The organism is Eikenella halliae (assembly GCF_001648475.1).
Classification (GTDB): Bacteria; Pseudomonadota; Gammaproteobacteria; order Burkholderiales; family Neisseriaceae; genus Eikenella; species Eikenella halliae.
In genome coordinates, this window is record NZ_LXSQ01000021.1 from 72,568 (window position 1) to 89,345 (window position 16,778).

Below are 16,778 nucleotides of genomic sequence, written 5' to 3' on the forward strand. Positions count from 1 at the left end.
TCCTTTGTTTGGATGGGTGAGTGGGCAACCGTGGATGGTTGGCAATGGATATTAACATTCGCTTGAGCGAAAAGGCTACCTGAAAGGCACGGGTGGGCAACAGGCTGGATTTCAGGTAACCTGCTGGAAGGGGGGAAGGCTACCTGAAAAAGGGAGGATTGCCATTGGGCACTCCTCCCTTGCTGCTTAGCTTAGAAGCCTACCTTCATATCCTTGAGCGCAAAGACTGCAAACGGCAGGACGATGGGCAGGGTAACGATATCGACGGCGGCGGTAAATGGGGTAACGATGGCGCGCCCGACTGCGCCGGATACGTTGCTGCTTTTTTGGGTGACTGTGCTGCTGATGGTAACGGGTATCGGCGTTTCAAAACGGTAGTCGTCTTTCATACCGCTCGGGCGGGTGTAGCGCTGGCCGCATACCCGGATGGTGCGGGCATAGCGGGAGGCACCTTTGTTGTCGGTAACTTGCCTGAATTGCAGCCGCTCCAGTTCGGCGCGCTCGCGGCGGCGTTCGGCGGGGGAAAGGCGTGGGTTTTCTTGATAAACCAAATCGAAATCCGCGCTGCAGAAGCGTTGTGCCGACGGGCTGCCGGCCTCCAGCCTGAAGCCTTCCCAAGGCTGGGCGCTACAGCAGTTTTTGGGATCGTTGGAGGGGTCGTACATTTGGAAGGGCTGGGACAGCTTCACGTTTAAAATCGCGCCCAAATCCACTTCCCGGGCTGTTCTGCCGCTTCCTGTTCTCGGGTCGCGGCCTTTATTCAGCACGTAGATATAGCGCTCGCCCAGCATCACGATGCTGTTGGGCACCAGTTGCCGGCTGTCGGGTTTGGCGCGGGCGAAGCCGACCACGGTGTCTTTGTCGGTGTGGGTGGAGGTGGTGGGGCTGCCTTCCGATTCATAATCTTTCCATAAGAAGGCGGTGGCGCAGCCGTTGAGCATCAGCAGGGCGGCAGCGAGGAGGAGGGGTTTCAACAGGGACTTTGCAAACATGGCTTGATCCTTTGTTTGGGTTGGGGAGTGTCGGCTCGGGTGACCGTTTGCGAATATTAACACATTTACTTGGGGAAAAGGCTACCTGAAAAGCTCTGGCGGGTGGCGGGCAGGATTTCAGGTAGCCTTTTGCGGAGGTAAGGCTACCTGAAAATTTGAATGGCGAATGGATGGCCATGATGTTGCGCAAGGTTGTTTATGTTTTCAGGTAGCCTCTTTGCGTGGGAGGCTACCTGAAAAATATGAAGGTTCGGCAGGGTCGGTTAGGCACGCGTGGCGTTTTCAACTGGCTTTCGGCGGGCGGGGCTGTTTGAATTCTTTGGCGGCCATTTTGAGGTAGTAGAACATCGACCACAGGGTGAGTACGCAGGCGGCGAACATGAGGGCGTTGCCCAGCCAGATGAAGTCGAGGCCGAGGGCGGGCCAGCTTTGCAGCAGCAGCAGGGTGATGGCGGCCATTTGGGCGGCGGTTTTGAATTTGCCGATGGCGGCCACGGCCACGCTGTTGCGTTTGCCCAGCTGCGCCATCCATTCGCGCAGGGCGGAGATGGTGATTTCGCGGCCGATGATGATGATGGCGCAGATGGCCCAGGTGCGGTCGAGGCGGACAAGGAGGATGAGGGCGACGGCCACCATGAGTTTGTCGGCCACGGGGTCGAGGAAGGCGCCGAAGTCGGAGGTTTGCTTCCATTTGCGGGCGAGGTAGCCGTCGAACCAGTCGGTTACGGCGGCGAGCACGAATAATGCGGCGGCGCAGGTGTTGACGGTTTGGATGCCCACACGCCAGGAGGCGGGCAGGTAGAAAAGGGCGGTAAACAGCGGAATCATGAGGATGCGCGACCAGGTGAGCAGGATGGGGATGTTCCAGGGCATGTTGCGGTCTTTCAGTGTAGGGCTTCGTAGATTTTTTCAGCCAGGGCGCGGCTGATGCCTTCGGTTTGGGCTAAGTCGTCGATGCTGGCGGCTTGGATGCCGCGCAGGCCGCCGAAGCGGGTGAGCAGGCTGCGGCGGCGCTTGTCGCCCACGCCGGGGATTTCGGCCAGCGAGGAGGTAACGCGGGCTTTGCCGCGTTTGCGGCGGTGGCCGGTGATGGCGAAGCGGTGGGATTCGTCGCGCACGGTTTGCAAAAGATGCAGGGCGGGGTGGTGCGGCGGGAGCTGGGTGGTGGTGCCTAAGTGCGGAATAATCAGCTCTTCGAGGCCGGCTTTGCGCTCGGGGCCTTTGGCAATGCCGACCATGGGCAGGCGGATGCCTAAATCCTGCCATACTTGCTGCGCCATGGCCACTTGGCCTTTGCCGCCGTCGATCAGCACCAGATCGGGCCATTTGCCGTCTTCTTCGTTGCCTTCGGCCAGTTTGCCATAGCGGCGGGTGAGCACTTCGCGCATGGCGGCGTAGTCGTCGCCGGCTTTGGCGGTTTTGATGTTGTAGCGGCGGTATTGGTCGGGGCGCATGCTTTGGTTTTCATATACCACGCAGGAAGCGACGGTGGCTTCGCCTTGGGTGTGGCTGATGTCGAAGCATTCGATGCGGTTGAGCTCGGTGGTGGGCAGCTGCAGCAGTTCGGCCAGGGCTTGGACGCGTTGTTCTTGGTTTTGGTTTTGCTGCTGTTTCTGGCGCAGGGCGAGCAGGGCGTTTTGTTCGGCCATTTGCAGCCATACGCGCCGCTCGCCGCTGGTTTTGGCAATAAAGCGGATTTGTTTGCCGTACTCTTCGATCAGGGCGGTTTGCAGGTTTTCAGGTAGCCTGAAGTTGCTGATGATGATGTCGGGCTTGTCGCGGCCGAGATAATGCTGGGCAACGAAGGCTTCGCCATAGGCGGCGGCTTCTTCGGGGGCAGAGTGGCGGCTGTCGGGGAAAAAGCTTTTTTCGCCCACGCGCCGGCCGTTGCGGATGCTGACCCAGTGGATACAGATGCCGCCCTGTTCGGTGGCGAGGGCGAGGATATCGATGTTGTAGGCGGCGTTAGGGTTGTTGCTGTCGATAAACTGCTGGCTCTGGATTTTGCCCAGGGCTTGGATTTGGTCGCGGTAGCGGGCGGCGTGTTCGAAATCGAGCGTTTCGGCGGCCTGCTGCATTTTGGCGGTGAGGTTTTGCAGCAGGCGGTCGGCTTTGCCGTTGAGGAAGGTGGCGGCTTCTTCCACGCTGGTGCGGTAGTCTTCCTGCGAAATATGGCCGACGCAGGGGGCGGAACAGCGTTTGATTTGATAGAGCAGGCAGGGGCGGTCGCGGTGTTCGAACACGCTGTCTTCGCAGGTACGCAGCAGGAAAACTTTCTGCAAAATCTGAATGCTGTCGCGCACGGCGTAGCTGTTGGGGTAGGGGCCGAAGTATTGGTTGGTTTTCTTCAGGCTGCCGCGGTAGTAGGCCATTTGCGGGAAGTCATGCCCGGTGAGCATGAGGTAGGGGTAGGATTTGTCGTCGCGAAATAGGATATTGTATTTCGGCGACAAGGCCTTGATGAAGTTGTTTTCGAGAATCAGCGCTTCGGTTTCGGAGCGGGTTACCGTGATTTCGATGTGGGCAATCTGCCGCACCATCAGGGCGATGCGCGGGGATAAGTCGTTTTTTTGAAAATAGCTGCCCACGCGGCGTTTGAGGTTGACGGCTTTGCCCACGTATAAAACCTGCCCGTCCTTGTCCGAAAAGCGGTAAACGCCGGGCAGGTTGGGCAGGTTGGCAATAATGGCGTGCGGGTCGAAATCAGACATAGCCGAAGGTTTGCGGAAAAGTGAAACGGCAAGACCGGACGGCCGGCTGAATCAAACCGGCTGGAGCGCCGTTAGTTGCAGTATTGGTTTACGTTGTTCTGATATTGCTGGATAAGCTGCTCGCGGTTTTGGATGCGGGCGGTTTGCGCGTGTTGCAGGTTGATTTTAGCTGTGCTGCAGGCACTGGCGCGGGCGGCTTCGTTTTCTTCGCGCACTTTGCGGTTGGCATCCTCAATAGCTTTATTTTCTTCAAGCTGTTTCTGGTTGGCCATGGCTTGCAGTTCAGCAGCGGAAATTTCACCATTATTGTTCTGCACTTGCGGCAGCTGGTTTTGCTGCTGGCCGACAGGCGCAACGGCGGGGCGAGAGGTTTGGGTGCGCACGTTCACGATGTTGCTGGTGGCCGGAACAAGGTTTTTCGGCACATCGGAATAGGTGGGGCTGCGGCCATTCCAGTGGTAAACGTCTTCTGCCATCAGGCTACCTGAAAACAACATGGTTGCGGCGCAGGCGGCCAGCAAGGTTAGTTTTTTATTCATTTGGTGGTCTTCCCGTTGAATATGGTTACATAATCGGTTTTCATTGTACTTCAACTGGCGGGCAGATGTCATGCTTGGCGCTTGATGCTTACTAAATGCCGACAATTTTGCTACAATGCCGCCGCATTATTAGCAACCGACAAGAAGGTTTTAATCATGCGAATCGTTGAAAAAGCCTACACCTTTGATGATGTATTGCTTGTTCCCGCCCATTCCCAAGTGCTGCCCAAGCACGTCTCGCTGCAAACCCGCCTCACCCGCAACATTTCCCTCAACCTGCCCCTGATTTCCGCCGCCATGGACACCGTTACCGAGGCGCGCCTGGCCATTTCCATGGCGCAGGAAGGCGGCATCGGCATCATTCATAAGAACATGAACATCAAGCGCCAGGCTGAGGCCGTGGCCAAAGTGAAGCGGCACGAAAGCGGCGTGGTAAAAGACCCGGTAACGATTGCGCCGGAAATGTTGGTTGGCCAGCTGTTGGAGATGCGCGCACAGCGCAAGCGGCAGATGTCCGGCCTGCCGGTGGTGCAGGACGGCAAACTGGTGGGCTTGGTTACCAACCGCGATTTGCGCTTTGAAACCCGCCTCGACCAGCCGGTGTCCGCCATCATGACGCCCCGGACTGAATTGGTTACCGTGCCCGAAGGCACCAGCATTGAAGACGCGCGCGAACTGATGCATCAGCATAAGGTCGAGCGCGTTTTGGTTGTGAACGCCCAAGACGAGCTCAAAGGCCTGATTACGGTGCGCGATATTTTGAAAACCACCGAATTCCCCCATGCCAACAAAGACCAAGACGGCCGCTTGCGCGTGGGCGCGGCGGTGGGCGTGGGTCCGGAAACCGACGAACGCGTAGCCGCCCTGGTGGCTGCCGGGGTGGACGTGATTGTGGTGGACACCGCACACGGCCACAGCCAAGGCGTTTTGGATCGGGTACGTTGGGTGAAGGCACACTTCCCGCAAGTACAGGTTATCGGCGGCAATATCGCCACCGCACAGGCGGCGCGCGATTTGGTAGCTGCCGGGGCAGACGCAGTGAAAGTGGGCATCGGCCCGGGCTCGATTTGCACCACCCGCATCGTGGCCGGCGTGGGCGTACCGCAGCTGACGGCGATTCACAACGTGGCCGAAGCGCTCAAAGGCACCGGCGTGCCGCTGATTGCCGACGGCGGCATCCGCTTCTCCGGCGACGTGGCCAAAGCCCTGGCCGCCGGCGCTTCCACCGTGATGCTGGGCGGCATGTTTGCCGGCACAGACGAAGCGCCGGGCGAAATCGAGCTCTATCAAGGCCGCTCCTACAAATCCTACCGCGGCATGGGCTCGCTGGGCGCGATGAGCCAAGGCTCGTCCGACCGCTATTTCCAAGACAAACAAGACAGCGCCGACAAATACGTGCCCGAGGGCATCGAAGGCCGCGTGCCGTATAAAGGCCCGATTGTGAACATCATCCACCAGCTGGTGGGCGGCCTGCGCTCCAGCATGGGCTATTTGGGCTGCGCCAATATTGCCGAAATGCACGAAAAGGCCGAGTTTGTGGAAATCACCGCCGCGGGTATGAGCGAATCGCACGTGCACGACGTGCAGATTACCAAAGAAGCGCCGAACTACCACGGGCGCTGATTTGAGGAGGCTACCTGAAAATACGGCATGCTGTTTTTCAGGTAGCCTGTTTGAGTATCCTGTTCTAACCAAGCAAGTAAATTAAGAAATCAGAATAATCGGTACGTTCATTCTAACTTTGACTAATCAAAATATTAGATGAATGGAATTTAATGCTTCTGCTGCCATTGCTTGGGAAGGCTACCTGAAAACGCAATCAGGCATTTTCAGGTAGCCTGCTACTGTTCCCAACAAGATATTTTTCAATAAGATAAGGAAACCCCATGTCTTTTGCCTTTTTCTTCCCCGGCCAGGGCTCGCAGAGCCTGAATATGATGGCCGGTTTCGACGGCGTGCCCGTGGTGCGCCAAACCTTTGAACAGGCCTCCGCCGCGCTGGGCGAGGATTTGTGGGCGATGATGAACGGCGAAGATGCCGCGCTCATTGGCCAAACCGTCAACACCCAGCCCTTGATGCTCGCCGCCGGTGTGGCCACTTACCGCGCCTACCTCGAAGCGGGCGGCAAAACCCCCGCCGCCGTGGCCGGGCACAGCTTGGGCGAATACAGCGCGCTGGTGGCAGCAGGCAGCCTGGATTTTGCCGATGCAGTGCGCCTGGTACGCCTGCGTGCCGAGCTGATGCAGTCGGCCGTGCCGCAAGGGCAGGGCGCGATGGCCGCCATTTTGGGGCTGGAAGACGATGCCGTTCGCCAAATCTGCGCCGCCGCCACGCAAGGGCAGGTGGCCGAGGCGGTGAACTTCAATTCGCCCGGCCAAGTGGTGATTGCCGGTGATGCCGCTGCGGTGGAACGCGCCATGGCCGCGGCCAAAGAAGCCGGTGCCAAACGCGCGCTGCCGCTGCCGGTGTCTGTGCCGTCGCATTGCAGCCTGATGAAGCCTGCCGCCGAAAAACTGGCCGCCGCCCTGCAAAACGTGGCATTGAACACGCCGCAAATCCGCGTGGTCAACAACGTGGACGTGGCCTCCTACACCGACCCCGAGCAAATCAAAGACGCGCTGGTGCGCCAGCTGTACAGCCCGGTGCGCTGGACGGAAACCGTGGCGCTCCTCGTGCGCGAAGGCATTACCGAATCCGCCGAGTGCGGCCCGGGCAAAGTGCTGGCCGGCTTGGCCAAACGCATCGACAAAGCCGCCGTGTGCGCCGCGCTCACTTCGCAGGAAGCAGTGGACGCATTTATCGCCGCCCATTAAATTTTCAGGTAGCCTGCCGTGCATCAAGGCTACCTGAAACCCCGATCACATTAAAAAAGGAAACCCTATGCTCACTCAAAACCTCTCCGGCCAAGTTGCCCTCGTTACCGGTGCTTCACGCGGCATCGGCGCCGCCATTGCCAACGCCCTCGCCCAAGCCGGCGCCACCGTAATCGGCACCGCCACCTCCGAAAAAGGCGCCGCCGAAATCGGCGAACGGCTCGCCCAATGGCAAGGCCACGGCCGCGTGCTGGATATCAACGAAGCAAACAGCATCGAAACCCTGATTGCCAGCATCGAAAAAGAATTCGGCAAACTCGATATTTTGGTGAACAACGCCGGTATCACCCGTGACAACCTCTTGATGCGGATGAAAGAAGAGGAATGGGACGACATCATGCAAACCAACCTCAAATCCGTGTTCCGCGCCAGCAAAGCCGTGTTGCGCGGCATGATGAAGCAGCGCAGCGGCCGCATCATCAGCATCACATCCGTGGTGGGCGCGATGGGCAACGCCGGGCAGAGCAACTACGCCGCCGCCAAAGCCGGCCTGATCGGCTTCTCCAAATCCCTCGCGCGCGAAGTGGGCAGCCGCGGTATCACCGTAAACTGCGTCGCCCCCGGCTTCATCGATACCGCCATGACCCAAGCCCTGCCGGAGGAAGTCCGCGCGGCATTCACCGCCCAAACTTCGCTGGGCAAATTCGGTGAAGCAGACGATGTGGCTGCCGCCGTTTTGTTCCTCGCCTCCGAGCAGGCGCGCTACATCACCGGCCAAACCCTGCACGTGAACGGCGGCATGCTGATGCCCTAAGCCGCAGCGCAGTTATATTTTCAGGTAGCCTGCTGCAGGAGCGTGAAGGCTACCTGAAAATTTATCTACATTAAAATTCAAATCTTTATCGAGATAACTATGCAACCCACAGTCGAACTCAAAATCCTCAATCCCAAAATGCAAGATCACCTGCCGCACTACGCCACCCCCGGCGCCGCCGGCCTCGATTTGCGCGCTTGCCTAGATGAAGCCGTAGAGCTGCCGCCCGGTGGCACCTTCCTCGTGCCTACCGGCATCGCCATTCATCTGGCCGACCCGGCCTACGCCGCCATGCTGCTGCCGCGCTCCGGCCTCGGCCATAAGAACGGTATCGTCTTGGGCAACCTGGTTGGCCTGATCGATTCCGACTATCAGGGCGAACTCAAAATTTCATTGTGGAACCGCAGTGGCGAAACGTTCATCATCGAACCGATGGCACGCGTGGCGCAAATGGTGATCGTGCCCGTGCTGCAGCCGCAGTTTAAAGTGGTGGAAGAATTTGCCCAGAGCTCGCGCGGCGAAGGCGGCTTCGGCAGCACCGGGTGGATGTGAAACAGGTTTGAGCAAAGGCTACCTGAAGCTATGTTTTCAGGTAGCCTTTTTATTGTCTGTACTTATTTATAGAGAATCCGTTGCAGCCAATTGGCTTTTTCTGTTTGTAAGCTAAAATCCGTTCCACTACATTTGGCACAGCATTCCGGCTGCGGAATACCTGTATCTGAACGGGTAAAGGCTTCATATTTCCGACCGCAACCCCGGCATACCCAATAGGAAGCTTTTCCTTTTTCCATCGGTGAAATCGGCATTGTTAATCTCCATTCACAAAAGGGTAATACGGTTTGCCCCAAGCATAATCGGGATGCTGCTGCATGATGTGCAGGATTAGTGGAAGCAGGCTGGTGAGGATGCGGCAGGCATCTTTCAACTGGCTGCGGTTGGCTTGGCTGCCGTAGGTTGCCCCGCCGTGGATGATTTGGTTGCGTAGGGTGTAGAGGCGGTCGAACATAATCAGCAGCACGGTATCGGTGTCTTGTGCAGCTAAGGCGTTCTGCGCTTTCTTACCCGCTTTCTCAAACTCTTCTTGCCAAACAGTTTCCGAAATTTTGCCGTTATGGAAGTCCCAAAATGGCTGGAAGACATAACGGTTGCCCAGCAGGGAGCGGATAGCACCGGAGAAGGTTTGCCACACTAGGGCGTAAATCAGCTTTTCTTCATCCAAGCGGCAGACCGTTCTTAGGAATTGGCGGAAATTACTCCGGTCACCGGATATTTCTTGCTCATCGATTTCGCGGGCATAGGCGGCATTGAATGCAATCCAAAGAGATTGGAAGCCTATATCCCAGTCTGGGTTAGAAGAAAGCTTCCTACCCTGCGGAGACGGTATTTGTGGCATATCCTTCGAGGGAGCTGACTGTTTGGCATCAGACGCATCTTTGCCGTTTAACTGCTCATCAGCCTTACGCAGCCAGCTTAAGGCGCGGTGGATGCGCAGGCGGAATGGGTCGGGATAGGTGCTACGGTGCTGATGATAATAGGTTTGGACGGAAAATAAATTGATGCTCATAGGGAATTCCTGTTTCAGGTAGCCTGTTTAGCCGCATTCAATTGTGCTTTCAGTGAGTCGGCCAGTTCTCGCAATATGGCGTTTTCCCGTTCTTTTTGGGCAAGTAGCTCATTTTTATGGGCAAGCTGCAATTTCAATTTTTCTATTTCAAGAGCAGCGGCATCGGTGGCGTTGTAAATAGAAATTCCCCCGCCATTATGGTTTTCACTGTTAATCTGCAAGGCCAGTCCGTTACCACCCGCTTTTACCAATTCCCAAATATCAATGTTGAAAATCTCGGCAATCTGTTCCAAACGAGGGATATTCAACGCAGTTTCCCCGCGTTCGATTTTTGCATAGCCGCTGGGCGACATTTCCAGCCTCTCTGCCACTTCTTCTTGCGACCATTTGTTCAATTCCCGCGCCAAGCGGATTTTTTCGTGGAGTTCCATATGCTCTGTACTTTCTGAGTAATATTTGGCTTTATCAGACAATTCCTGCACTGGGATAATCTGTTAAGGCATTATAGCACAAAGTAAAATTTGAGCCCCTTTTGATTAATCCACTGTTATGAAGGATGGTTAGGTATGGAAAAAGTTACCCCGAACAGCAGCAAACTTAGCGTGCAGGAAATGGAGAGGCTTAAAGAGCGTATCCGCCAAAGAGTGCATGAGTTACGCACTTATGTGCCGAAAATCGGTGTGTTCGGTGTTACCGGTGTGGGCAAATCTTCCTTATGCAACGCCCTGTTTGGCAGTGATGTGGCGGCCATTTCGGATGTGGCGGCCTGCACACGCAGCCCGCAGGAAATCCTTATCGGCGAAAATGGGCGGGGACTGTGTTTGGTTGATGTGCCGGGTGTGGGCGAGCGAATCGAACGAGATGAAGAGTATTTCGCACTTTATAAAAGTTTGATGCCTGAACTGGATTTGGTGATTTGGGTAATCAAGGCGGATGACAGGGCTTATGCGGTAGCGGAGCGGGCATATAAGGAAATTATTAAGCCGCATGCGGAACGTTGCCCGACGCTGTTTGTGGTTAATCAAGTGGATAAAATCAATCCGGTACGCGAATGGGATGATGAGAAAAATTGTCCGGGCGAAAAGCAGTTGGCGAATATCCAAGTGAAAGTAGATGAAATCAGCAAGGCGTTTGATGTTTCCACCCGTTATATTCAGACGGCATCAGCGGAGGAGAAATATAATTTAGTGGCAGTAATGGACATGATTGTAGATATTCTGCCAAAAGAAAAAAAGTTTGCTGTAGCGCGCGAGGCAAACGAAGAAGTAAGAAGCATAGAAGCTGGAGAAAAAGCGGTAAAAGGTATTTGGGACAGCATAGTAGAAATGGCTGAAAGCGCCGTAGAAGCTGTTAAAGAGTTTGCAACAGAAGTAGTGTCTAATGGTGTTGGAAAAGCACTTGGATGGGCTGGAACAGCAATCGCAGGAATTATCTCTAGATTCCCCTTATAATTTGTTACCTTGTAAAAGGCTACCTGAAATCTTTCAGGTAGCCTTTTTATCGTCTTCATACAATCCGTTACATCACGGCCAGCGCGGCCAGGCATTTTTCGCGCTGGCCATTTTGCGGGGGGATGGTTTGGCCGGGCAGGATTAAGGTGTAGCGCTGGCCGCGGCCGTGGGCTTCGAGCACGCGGTAGCACAGGAGGCTGGCGAGGCGGTCGGCGCTGGTGCCGGCGGGGTAGTCGGCGTAGCTGATGATGTGGTCGGCGGCGTGGAAGGCGGGTTCTTCGAAGTGTTTGTCGAGCAGGCGGCCGCTTTTGGCGTAGCTTTTCCAGGCGATGTGTTGCAGGGAGGTGCCGGGTTGGTGCTCTTGCAGGAAGGAGAGGTCTTCGTTGCCGCCGAGCTTGCGGCGCGGCTCGCCTTCTTCGGCCGGGGTGCTGCCGGGCGGGGCGGTGTGTGGCTGGGGTGCGGGATAGACGAGGCCGTTGTCGGGCCAGTGCCATACGCATTCCACGCTGCTCACGGCAAACGGCCACACGCTGGCACAACGCAGCGGGGGCAGGATGAGGCGGCCGCGCCGTGCGGGCAGCACGGGCCAGATGAAGGGTTGGGGCTGCTTGGCGGTGAAGAGGGCGGCGCGGTATTCGGGATCGGTGTTGCGGCGGCTCTCGGGGGCAAACCAAAGCTGGCGGTGGCGGGCTTTGACGGAAGGGGCGGGGAAAAGCCGGATGTCGGCAGGCTGCCCTTGGAAGAGTTCTTCGGGCAGGGTGAGGTCGAGGCGCAGGCCGAGCAGTTGGAGGCAGTTGAGCAGGGTGCCGACAAACAGGAAGCCGGCGAGCCAGAAGGCGACGATATAGGCGAGGTTTACCTGATAGTTGAGCCCGACGAGCCACAACAGGGCAATCATGGCGGCCAGGCTGATGCCGAGCCGGGTGGGGCGCAGGCGCAGGTCGCGCAGGCGCGGGCTGTATTGGTTGGCGCTCACGATACGGCTACCTGAAGCAGCATTTGTTCCAGCAGTTGGGGGATGGATTGGGGCTGCAAGGTTTGCAGGCGGTGTCCGGCCACGGCTATCCATACGGCTTTGATGTCTTCCGGCAGCACATAATCGCGGCCGGCCAGGAAGGCCCAGGATTTGGCGGCTTTAACCACGGCGAGCCCGGCGCGCGGGCTGAGGCCGGTAACGAACAGGCCGGGCTGGCGGGTGGATTGCACCAGCCGGTAAATATAATCGGCGGCTTGCTGGGAGCATTTTACTTGGGCGGCCTGCGCCTGCCATTGGAGCAGGATTTCGGCGTTGCACACGGCTTTGAGCGCGGGCAGCAGTTGGCGGCGGTCGCCTTGGGCGTAGAGCCGGCGTTCGGCTTCGGCGGAGGGGTAGCCCAGTGAGAGGCGCATCATGAAGCGGTCGAGCTGGGATTCGGGCAGGGGGAAGGTGCCGAGCTGTTCGATGGGGTTTTGGGTGGCGATGACGAAGAAGGGTTTGGGCAGGCGGTAGGTTTTGCCGTCTACGGAAACTTGTTTTTCTTCCATGGCTTCCAAAAGGGCGGACTGCATTTTGGGCGAGGCGCGGTTGATTTCGTCGGCCAGCAGGAAGTGGTGGAAAATGGGGCTGGGATGGAATTTGAATTGGCCGTCGGCAGGTTGGAAGACGTTGATGCCGAGTAGGTCGGCGGGCAGCATGTCGTTGGTGAACTGGACGCGTCGGTAGCCGAGGCCGAGCACGGCGGCCAAGCCGTGGGCGAGGGTGGTTTTGCCTACGCCGGGCACATCTTCGAGCAAAACGTGGCCGTCGGCCAGGATGCAGGCCATCAGGTGTTGGAGAACGGTTTCTTTGCCGAGAATCAGGCTGTTGAGTTGGGAGAAGACGTTTTGTAATGGGGAATTCATGGTGTGGGTGGTTTGGGTTGTGGTGTGAGTGAGGCTACCTGAAAATGTTTTTCGGTGGCGGTTATGAAGAAAAGCCCTGTTCAATCAACAGGGCATATTTTTCAGGTAGCCTAATCCTGCACCGGCTCTTCGGCGGCCACCTGCTCGATTAATTGGGAAATACTCATGCCGCGTTCGAGCGATTGGTCGTATTTGAAGTGCAGCTCGGGCGTTTTAAACAGCTTGATGCGGCGGGAGAGCTCGCTGCGCAGGTGGCCTTTGGCGTGTTCCAGTGCTTCGGCGGTAATCTCGCGGGTGGCATCGTCGAGCACGGTGTAATACACGGTGGCGTGGCTGTAGTCGCGGGTCAGCTCGACTTCGTTGATGGTGATGAAACCGGCGCGCGGGTCTTTGAGGCCGGTGCGGACGAGCTCGGCCAGCTCGCGCATAATTTGTTCGCGCACGCGGTCTTGGCGGGCGTAGCCGCGGTGAGTTTTGGCCATGTGGTCTTTCTCGATATAGGGGTTATTTCAGTTCGCTGGTGCGGTCGAGCAGGGCATCCATCAGCGAATCGTATTGTTTTTTACGATGTTGGATGCGCAGTTGGTCGAATTCGCCCAGCTGTTCTTCAAAGGTGCGGGTTTTGAAATAGGGCTTCAGGTCGAAGGACTTTTCCAAAAAGCGAATAACGTTGAGGTCGTTTTCGCGATCAACAGGGCGCAGGGGCAGCCGTCCGGTAAGCACGAAGTTGTCGGGCATGACAAGGGTGGCCACGATGATTGACTCACCGTTCTCACGTTGGCGTATTTCGCGGATTAAGGTAAAGGTTTCAAGGGTATAGGTTTGTTTGTCGTTCATTTTCGCGTACTCATCAGGGCAGCGGTTGGTATGGTGGGCAAACACGGTGTAAACAGGCGATATGATACGACAACCATCGTCGGCTGGGTATAGGCTGAGGCATTTATTTCTTTACATATATAGCCAAATTGCTATCGCAAGTTAAATTGGCTTTCGCTGCAAAGCGGTAAGCCGCAGGCAGTATGGCAGTACGGCAAGGCGAACCAGTGCCATAGCAGCGGTTAAGTTGGCTTGCTATAAAAAATATCACCGAAAGATGGGCTCGATTGTGTTTGCTGGGTTGCCCAAATATTTCACTTCGCTACAATACGCTCACTGCGGCATTGCTGCATGGGAGATATAACAAGAGGCTACCTGAAACGGATTCGGGCAGCCTCTTGTTTCGCTTGATGCCTGTTTACAGGGTGCGGGCCACTTCCACGATATCGAAGGCTTCCAGTATGTCGCCTTCTTGAATATCGTTGTAGTTTTTCAGCATCAGGCCGCATTCGAAGCCCATACGTACTTCTTTCACATCGTCTTTGAAGCGTTTGAGCGATTCGAGTTCGCCGGTGTGGATCACCACATGGTCGCGGATGAGGCGCACGCGGCTGTCGCGCTTGATGAGACCGTCGGTAACCATACAGCCGGCAATGTTGCCCACTTTGGAAATATTGATGACCTGGCGGATTTCCAGCGTGCCGGTCTGCTGCTCTTTCTGCTCGGGGGCGAGCATGCCGCTCATGGCTGCCTTCACATCGTCGATGGCGTCGTAGATGATGTTGTAGTAGCGGATTTCGATGTCTTCGTTTTCAGCCAGCTTGCGGGCGGAACCGTCGGCGCGCACGTTGAAGCCGATAATGAAGGCGCCGGAGGCAATGGCCAGGTTTACATCGCTTTCGGTAATGCCGCCTACGCCGCTGTGCAGCACTTCCACTTTCACCTCGTCGTTTGACAGCTTTTTGAGGCTACCTGAAAGCGCTTCGTACGAACCCTGCACGTCGGCTTTGATGATAACGGCCAGATTTTGTGCTGCCTGGCCGTCTCCGGCGTTGGCAAACAGGTTTTCCAGCTTGGCGGCCTGCTGTTTGGCCAGCCGTACGTCGCGGTATTTGCCTTGGCGGAACAGGGCGATTTCGCGGGCTTTTTTCTCGTCGGCCAATACCATGGCGTCTTCGCCGGCATTGGGTACGTCGGATAGGCCGAGGATTTCCACCGGAATGGAGGGGCCGGCTTCCTGTACCTGTCTGCCGTTTTCGTCCACCATGGCGCGGACTTTGCCGAAGGCTGTACCGGCCAAGAGCATATCGCCTTTTTTCAACGTGCCGCTCTGCACCAGCAGGGTAGCCACCGCACCGCGTCCTTTATCAAGGCGGGCTTCCACGATGATGCCTTTGGCGGGCGCGTCTACCGGCGCTTTCAGTTCGAGCACTTCGGCTTCCAGCAGCACGGCTTCCAAAAGCGCATCGATATTGGTGCCTTGTTTGGCGGAAACATCGACAAACTGCACATTGCCGCCCCAAGCATCGGGGATGACTTCGTGTGCGGTCAGCTCTTGGCGGATGCGTTCGGGATTGGCGGCTTCCTTATCGATTTTGTTTACGGCCACCACCATCGGCACACCGGCCGCTTTGGCGTGGGCGATGGCTTCGATGGTTTGCGGCATCACGCCGTCGTCGGCAGCCACCACCAGAATCACGATATCGGTGGCTTGTGCGCCGCGTGCGCGCATCGCGGTAAAGGCTTCGTGGCCGGGGGTGTCGAGGAAGGTGATGACGCCGCGCGGGGTCTGCACATGGTAGGCACCGATGTGCTGGGTAATGCCGCCGGCTTCGCCCTGCACCACTTTGGCGCGGCGGATGTAGTCGAGCAGCGAGGTTTTACCGTGGTCCACGTGACCCATCACGGTTACCACCGGCGGGCGCGGCAGGGCTTCGGCTTGAACGGCGGTTTCGGTGTCGTCCAAGAAGGCTTCCGGGTCGTCCGCAGCGGCGGGTTTGCCGATATGGCCCATTTCTTCCACCACAATCAATGCGGTTTCCTGGTCGAGCGATTGGTTGATGGTTACCATCATGCCCATCTTCATCAGGGCTTTCACCACTTCCACTCCCTTCACGGCCATTTTGTGTGCCAAATCGGCCACGGTAATGGTTTCGGGCACGAGCACTTCGTGCACCACCGGCTCGGTCGGGGCTTGGAATGCGTGTTGGTTCAGCTCCAGCTTGAGCTGTTTCTTGCCTTTTTTACCGCCGCGTACGCGTTCGTCATCGCCACGGTTGTTGCGTTCTTTGCCTTTGCCTTTGGCAGAACGGCCGCGCGGCATATCGTCGTCGCGCTGCTGGTGGCGATCGCCTTTTTTCGGGCGGCCACCGCCGGGAGCGGCATTGCCGGAGGAAAGGGGGGCTTTTTCGCTCGGTGCGGCGCTGCGCGGGGCAGATTGCTGCTCTTTGGCCAGCTTGGCTTCCTGCTGAGCTTGCAGTTTGGCTGCTTCGCGGCGGGCCTGGCGCTCCTGTTTTTCTTTCAACAGGGCTTGCTGGTGGGCACGCAAGGCTTCGGCACGGCGGGCTTCTTCGTCGCGCATGGCCTGTTCGGCAGCGCTAACCACTTCCACCGGTTGTGGTGCTGGCTCGGGGGCTTTTTCTTTTTTCGGTTTGCGGCTGCGTTTCGGTTTGGCAACGGCTGCCGGTGCTTCATCCGATGTGGCTGCCTCAGCAGCTGCCGGTTTGGCTTCGGCTTTGGCGGCAGCGGGTTCTACTGCAGGCGTTTCAACTACTGTTGTTTCGGCGGCTTTTGAGGCTACCTGAATATTTGCTTCTTCTACGGCAGGGGCGGCTGCAGGTGCTTCCGCGGCAACAGGTGCGGCCGGTTGTGCCGGGGCAACTTCAGCAGCGGGTTTGCTCTCGGCAACTGCTTCAATCGGCGGCACGGCCACGCGGCGGCGGCGGCGGGTTTCCACCTGTACGCCGGCCACGGTGCTGCGTTCGGTACGGGTACGGCTCACGCTGATGGATACGGTGCTGCTGTCGTTCTGTTTGCGCAGGTGCGCCAGCAGGGCTTGTTTGTCTGCCGGGCTGATGCTGTCGGCGCCGCTGCTTTTTTCCACGCCGGCGGCTTTGAGCTGCTCCAAGAGCGTGGGCACGGATTTTTTCAGTTCGGCGGCAAATTGTTGTACGGTATTACTCATAAGTTTCCGGCCT

17 protein-coding genes are annotated in these 16,778 nt (G+C 57.3%); 5 read left to right on the top strand and 12 right to left on the bottom strand.

The window, feature by feature from the left end:
• Positions 1 to 191 precede the first annotated feature (191 nt).
• From A7Q00_RS09120 to A7Q00_RS09135, 4 genes are all read right to left on the bottom strand, one after another.
• Positions 192 to 992, bottom strand: a complete 801-nt coding sequence (locus A7Q00_RS09120; protein ID WP_064090245.1) for a hypothetical protein — start codon at positions 990 to 992, stop codon at positions 192 to 194.
• A 282-nt stretch (positions 993 to 1,274) separates the two neighbouring features.
• Complete coding sequence (pgsA, locus tag A7Q00_RS09125; RefSeq protein ID WP_064090246.1) at positions 1,275 to 1,865, bottom strand: CDP-diacylglycerol--glycerol-3-phosphate 3-phosphatidyltransferase; 591 nt, start codon at positions 1,863 to 1,865, stop codon at positions 1,275 to 1,277.
• 11 nt (positions 1,866 to 1,876) lie between these two features.
• On the bottom strand, positions 1,877 to 3,703 hold the full coding sequence (gene uvrC / locus A7Q00_RS09130; RefSeq protein WP_064090247.1) for an excinuclease ABC subunit UvrC: 1,827 nt from the start codon (positions 3,701 to 3,703) through the stop codon (positions 1,877 to 1,879).
• A 71-nt stretch (positions 3,704 to 3,774) separates the two neighbouring features.
• Positions 3,775 to 4,242, bottom strand: a complete 468-nt coding sequence (locus tag A7Q00_RS09135; RefSeq protein ID WP_064090248.1) for a hypothetical protein — start codon at positions 4,240 to 4,242, stop codon at positions 3,775 to 3,777.
• 156 nt (positions 4,243 to 4,398) lie between these two features.
• Between A7Q00_RS09135 and guaB the strand changes: the two genes are divergently transcribed.
• The 4 genes from guaB (at position 4,399) to dut (ending at position 8,421) form a co-directional block, all read left to right on the top strand.
• Complete coding sequence (gene guaB / locus A7Q00_RS09140; protein ID WP_064090249.1) at positions 4,399 to 5,865, top strand: IMP dehydrogenase; 1,467 nt, start codon at positions 4,399 to 4,401, stop codon at positions 5,863 to 5,865.
• Between the two features lie 263 nt (positions 5,866 to 6,128).
• Positions 6,129 to 7,055: an ACP S-malonyltransferase gene (fabD, locus tag A7Q00_RS09145; protein WP_064090250.1), complete on the top strand. Its 927-nt coding sequence runs from the start codon at positions 6,129 to 6,131 to the stop codon at positions 7,053 to 7,055.
• A gap of 67 nt (positions 7,056 to 7,122) precedes the next feature.
• Positions 7,123 to 7,869, top strand: a complete 747-nt coding sequence (fabG, locus tag A7Q00_RS09150) for a 3-oxoacyl-ACP reductase FabG (protein WP_064090251.1) — start codon at positions 7,123 to 7,125, stop codon at positions 7,867 to 7,869.
• Positions 7,870 to 7,968: 99 nt separating this feature from the next.
• The gene (gene dut, locus A7Q00_RS09155) at positions 7,969 to 8,421 is read left to right on the top strand and encodes a dUTP diphosphatase (RefSeq protein WP_064090252.1); all 453 of its coding nucleotides are present in this window, start codon (positions 7,969 to 7,971) and stop codon (positions 8,419 to 8,421) included.
• A 62-nt stretch (positions 8,422 to 8,483) separates the two neighbouring features.
• On the opposite strand, the gene A7Q00_RS13600 is transcribed toward dut, so the two are convergent.
• Genes A7Q00_RS13600 through A7Q00_RS09165 form a run of 3 tightly spaced genes read right to left on the bottom strand, consistent with a single transcriptional unit; the run spans position 8,484 to position 9,864 of the window.
• Positions 8,484 to 8,675 carry a hypothetical protein gene (locus tag A7Q00_RS13600; RefSeq protein ID WP_156503790.1) on the bottom strand — a complete coding sequence of 64 codons (192 nt, stop codon included), beginning with the start codon at positions 8,673 to 8,675 and terminating at the stop codon, positions 8,484 to 8,486.
• Between the two features lie 2 nt (positions 8,676 to 8,677).
• Positions 8,678 to 9,433 (bottom strand): HEPN domain-containing protein, encoded by a 756-nt coding sequence (locus A7Q00_RS09160; protein ID WP_064090253.1) that lies wholly within the window; start codon positions 9,431 to 9,433, stop codon positions 8,678 to 8,680.
• A gap of 14 nt (positions 9,434 to 9,447) precedes the next feature.
• On the bottom strand, positions 9,448 to 9,864 hold the full coding sequence (locus A7Q00_RS09165; protein ID WP_064090254.1) for a helix-turn-helix domain-containing protein: 417 nt from the start codon (positions 9,862 to 9,864) through the stop codon (positions 9,448 to 9,450).
• Positions 9,865 to 9,999: 135 nt separating this feature from the next.
• Between A7Q00_RS09165 and A7Q00_RS09170 the strand changes: the two genes are divergently transcribed.
• Positions 10,000 to 10,884, top strand: coding sequence for a GTPase family protein (locus A7Q00_RS09170; protein ID WP_064090255.1), 885 nt, complete (start codon positions 10,000 to 10,002; stop codon positions 10,882 to 10,884).
• Positions 10,885 to 10,951: 67 nt separating this feature from the next.
• On the opposite strand, the gene A7Q00_RS09175 is transcribed toward A7Q00_RS09170, so the two are convergent.
• The 5 genes from A7Q00_RS09175 to infB form a co-directional block, all read right to left on the bottom strand.
• The gene (locus A7Q00_RS09175; RefSeq protein ID WP_064090256.1) at positions 10,952 to 11,860 is read right to left on the bottom strand and encodes a DUF58 domain-containing protein; all 909 of its coding nucleotides are present in this window, start codon (positions 11,858 to 11,860) and stop codon (positions 10,952 to 10,954) included.
• Positions 11,857 to 12,765, bottom strand: a complete 909-nt coding sequence (locus A7Q00_RS09180) for an AAA family ATPase (protein ID WP_064090257.1) — start codon at positions 12,763 to 12,765, stop codon at positions 11,857 to 11,859. Before A7Q00_RS09180 ends, A7Q00_RS09175 begins: the two co-directional genes overlap by 4 nt.
• A 110-nt stretch (positions 12,766 to 12,875) precedes the next feature.
• Positions 12,876 to 13,247 (bottom strand): 30S ribosome-binding factor RbfA, encoded by a 372-nt coding sequence (rbfA, locus tag A7Q00_RS09185; RefSeq protein ID WP_003821868.1) that lies wholly within the window; start codon positions 13,245 to 13,247, stop codon positions 12,876 to 12,878.
• A gap of 22 nt (positions 13,248 to 13,269) precedes the next feature.
• A complete protein-coding gene (locus A7Q00_RS09190; RefSeq protein WP_064090258.1) occupies positions 13,270 to 13,602 on the bottom strand; it encodes a hypothetical protein in 333 nt (110 codons plus the stop codon).
• A 397-nt stretch (positions 13,603 to 13,999) separates the two neighbouring features.
• Positions 14,000 to 16,765 (bottom strand): translation initiation factor IF-2, encoded by a 2,766-nt coding sequence (gene infB / locus A7Q00_RS09195; protein ID WP_064090259.1) that lies wholly within the window; start codon positions 16,763 to 16,765, stop codon positions 14,000 to 14,002.
• Between the last annotated feature and the right edge of the window lie 13 nt (positions 16,766 to 16,778).

Coding starts and splice junctions, on each gene's coding strand:
- A7Q00_RS09120 (WP_064090245.1), bottom strand. CDS start 992: ATGTTTGCAAAGTCCCTGTTGAAACCCCTCCTCCTCGCTGCCGCCCTG.
- pgsA (WP_064090246.1), bottom strand. CDS start 1,865: ATGCCCTGGAACATCCCCATCCTGCTCACCTGGTCGCGCATCCTCATG.
- uvrC (WP_064090247.1), bottom strand. CDS start 3,703: ATGTCTGATTTCGACCCGCACGCCATTATTGCCAACCTGCCCAACCTG.
- A7Q00_RS09135 (WP_064090248.1), bottom strand. CDS start 4,242: ATGAATAAAAAACTAACCTTGCTGGCCGCCTGCGCCGCAACCATGTTG.
- guaB (WP_064090249.1), top strand. CDS start 4,399: ATGCGAATCGTTGAAAAAGCCTACACCTTTGATGATGTATTGCTTGTT.
- fabD (WP_064090250.1), top strand. CDS start 6,129: ATGTCTTTTGCCTTTTTCTTCCCCGGCCAGGGCTCGCAGAGCCTGAAT.
- fabG (WP_064090251.1), top strand. CDS start 7,123: ATGCTCACTCAAAACCTCTCCGGCCAAGTTGCCCTCGTTACCGGTGCT.
- dut (WP_064090252.1), top strand. CDS start 7,969: ATGCAACCCACAGTCGAACTCAAAATCCTCAATCCCAAAATGCAAGAT.
- A7Q00_RS13600 (WP_156503790.1), bottom strand. CDS start 8,675: ATGCCGATTTCACCGATGGAAAAAGGAAAAGCTTCCTATTGGGTATGC.
- A7Q00_RS09160 (WP_064090253.1), bottom strand. CDS start 9,433: ATGAGCATCAATTTATTTTCCGTCCAAACCTATTATCATCAGCACCGT.
- A7Q00_RS09165 (WP_064090254.1), bottom strand. CDS start 9,864: ATGGAACTCCACGAAAAAATCCGCTTGGCGCGGGAATTGAACAAATGG.
- A7Q00_RS09170 (WP_064090255.1), top strand. CDS start 10,000: ATGGAAAAAGTTACCCCGAACAGCAGCAAACTTAGCGTGCAGGAAATG.
- A7Q00_RS09180 (WP_064090257.1), bottom strand. CDS start 12,765: ATGAATTCCCCATTACAAAACGTCTTCTCCCAACTCAACAGCCTGATT.
- rbfA (WP_003821868.1), bottom strand. CDS start 13,247: ATGGCCAAAACTCACCGCGGCTACGCCCGCCAAGACCGCGTGCGCGAA.
- A7Q00_RS09190 (WP_064090258.1), bottom strand. CDS start 13,602: ATGAACGACAAACAAACCTATACCCTTGAAACCTTTACCTTAATCCGC.
- infB (WP_064090259.1), bottom strand. CDS start 16,765: ATGAGTAATACCGTACAACAATTTGCCGCCGAACTGAAAAAATCCGTG.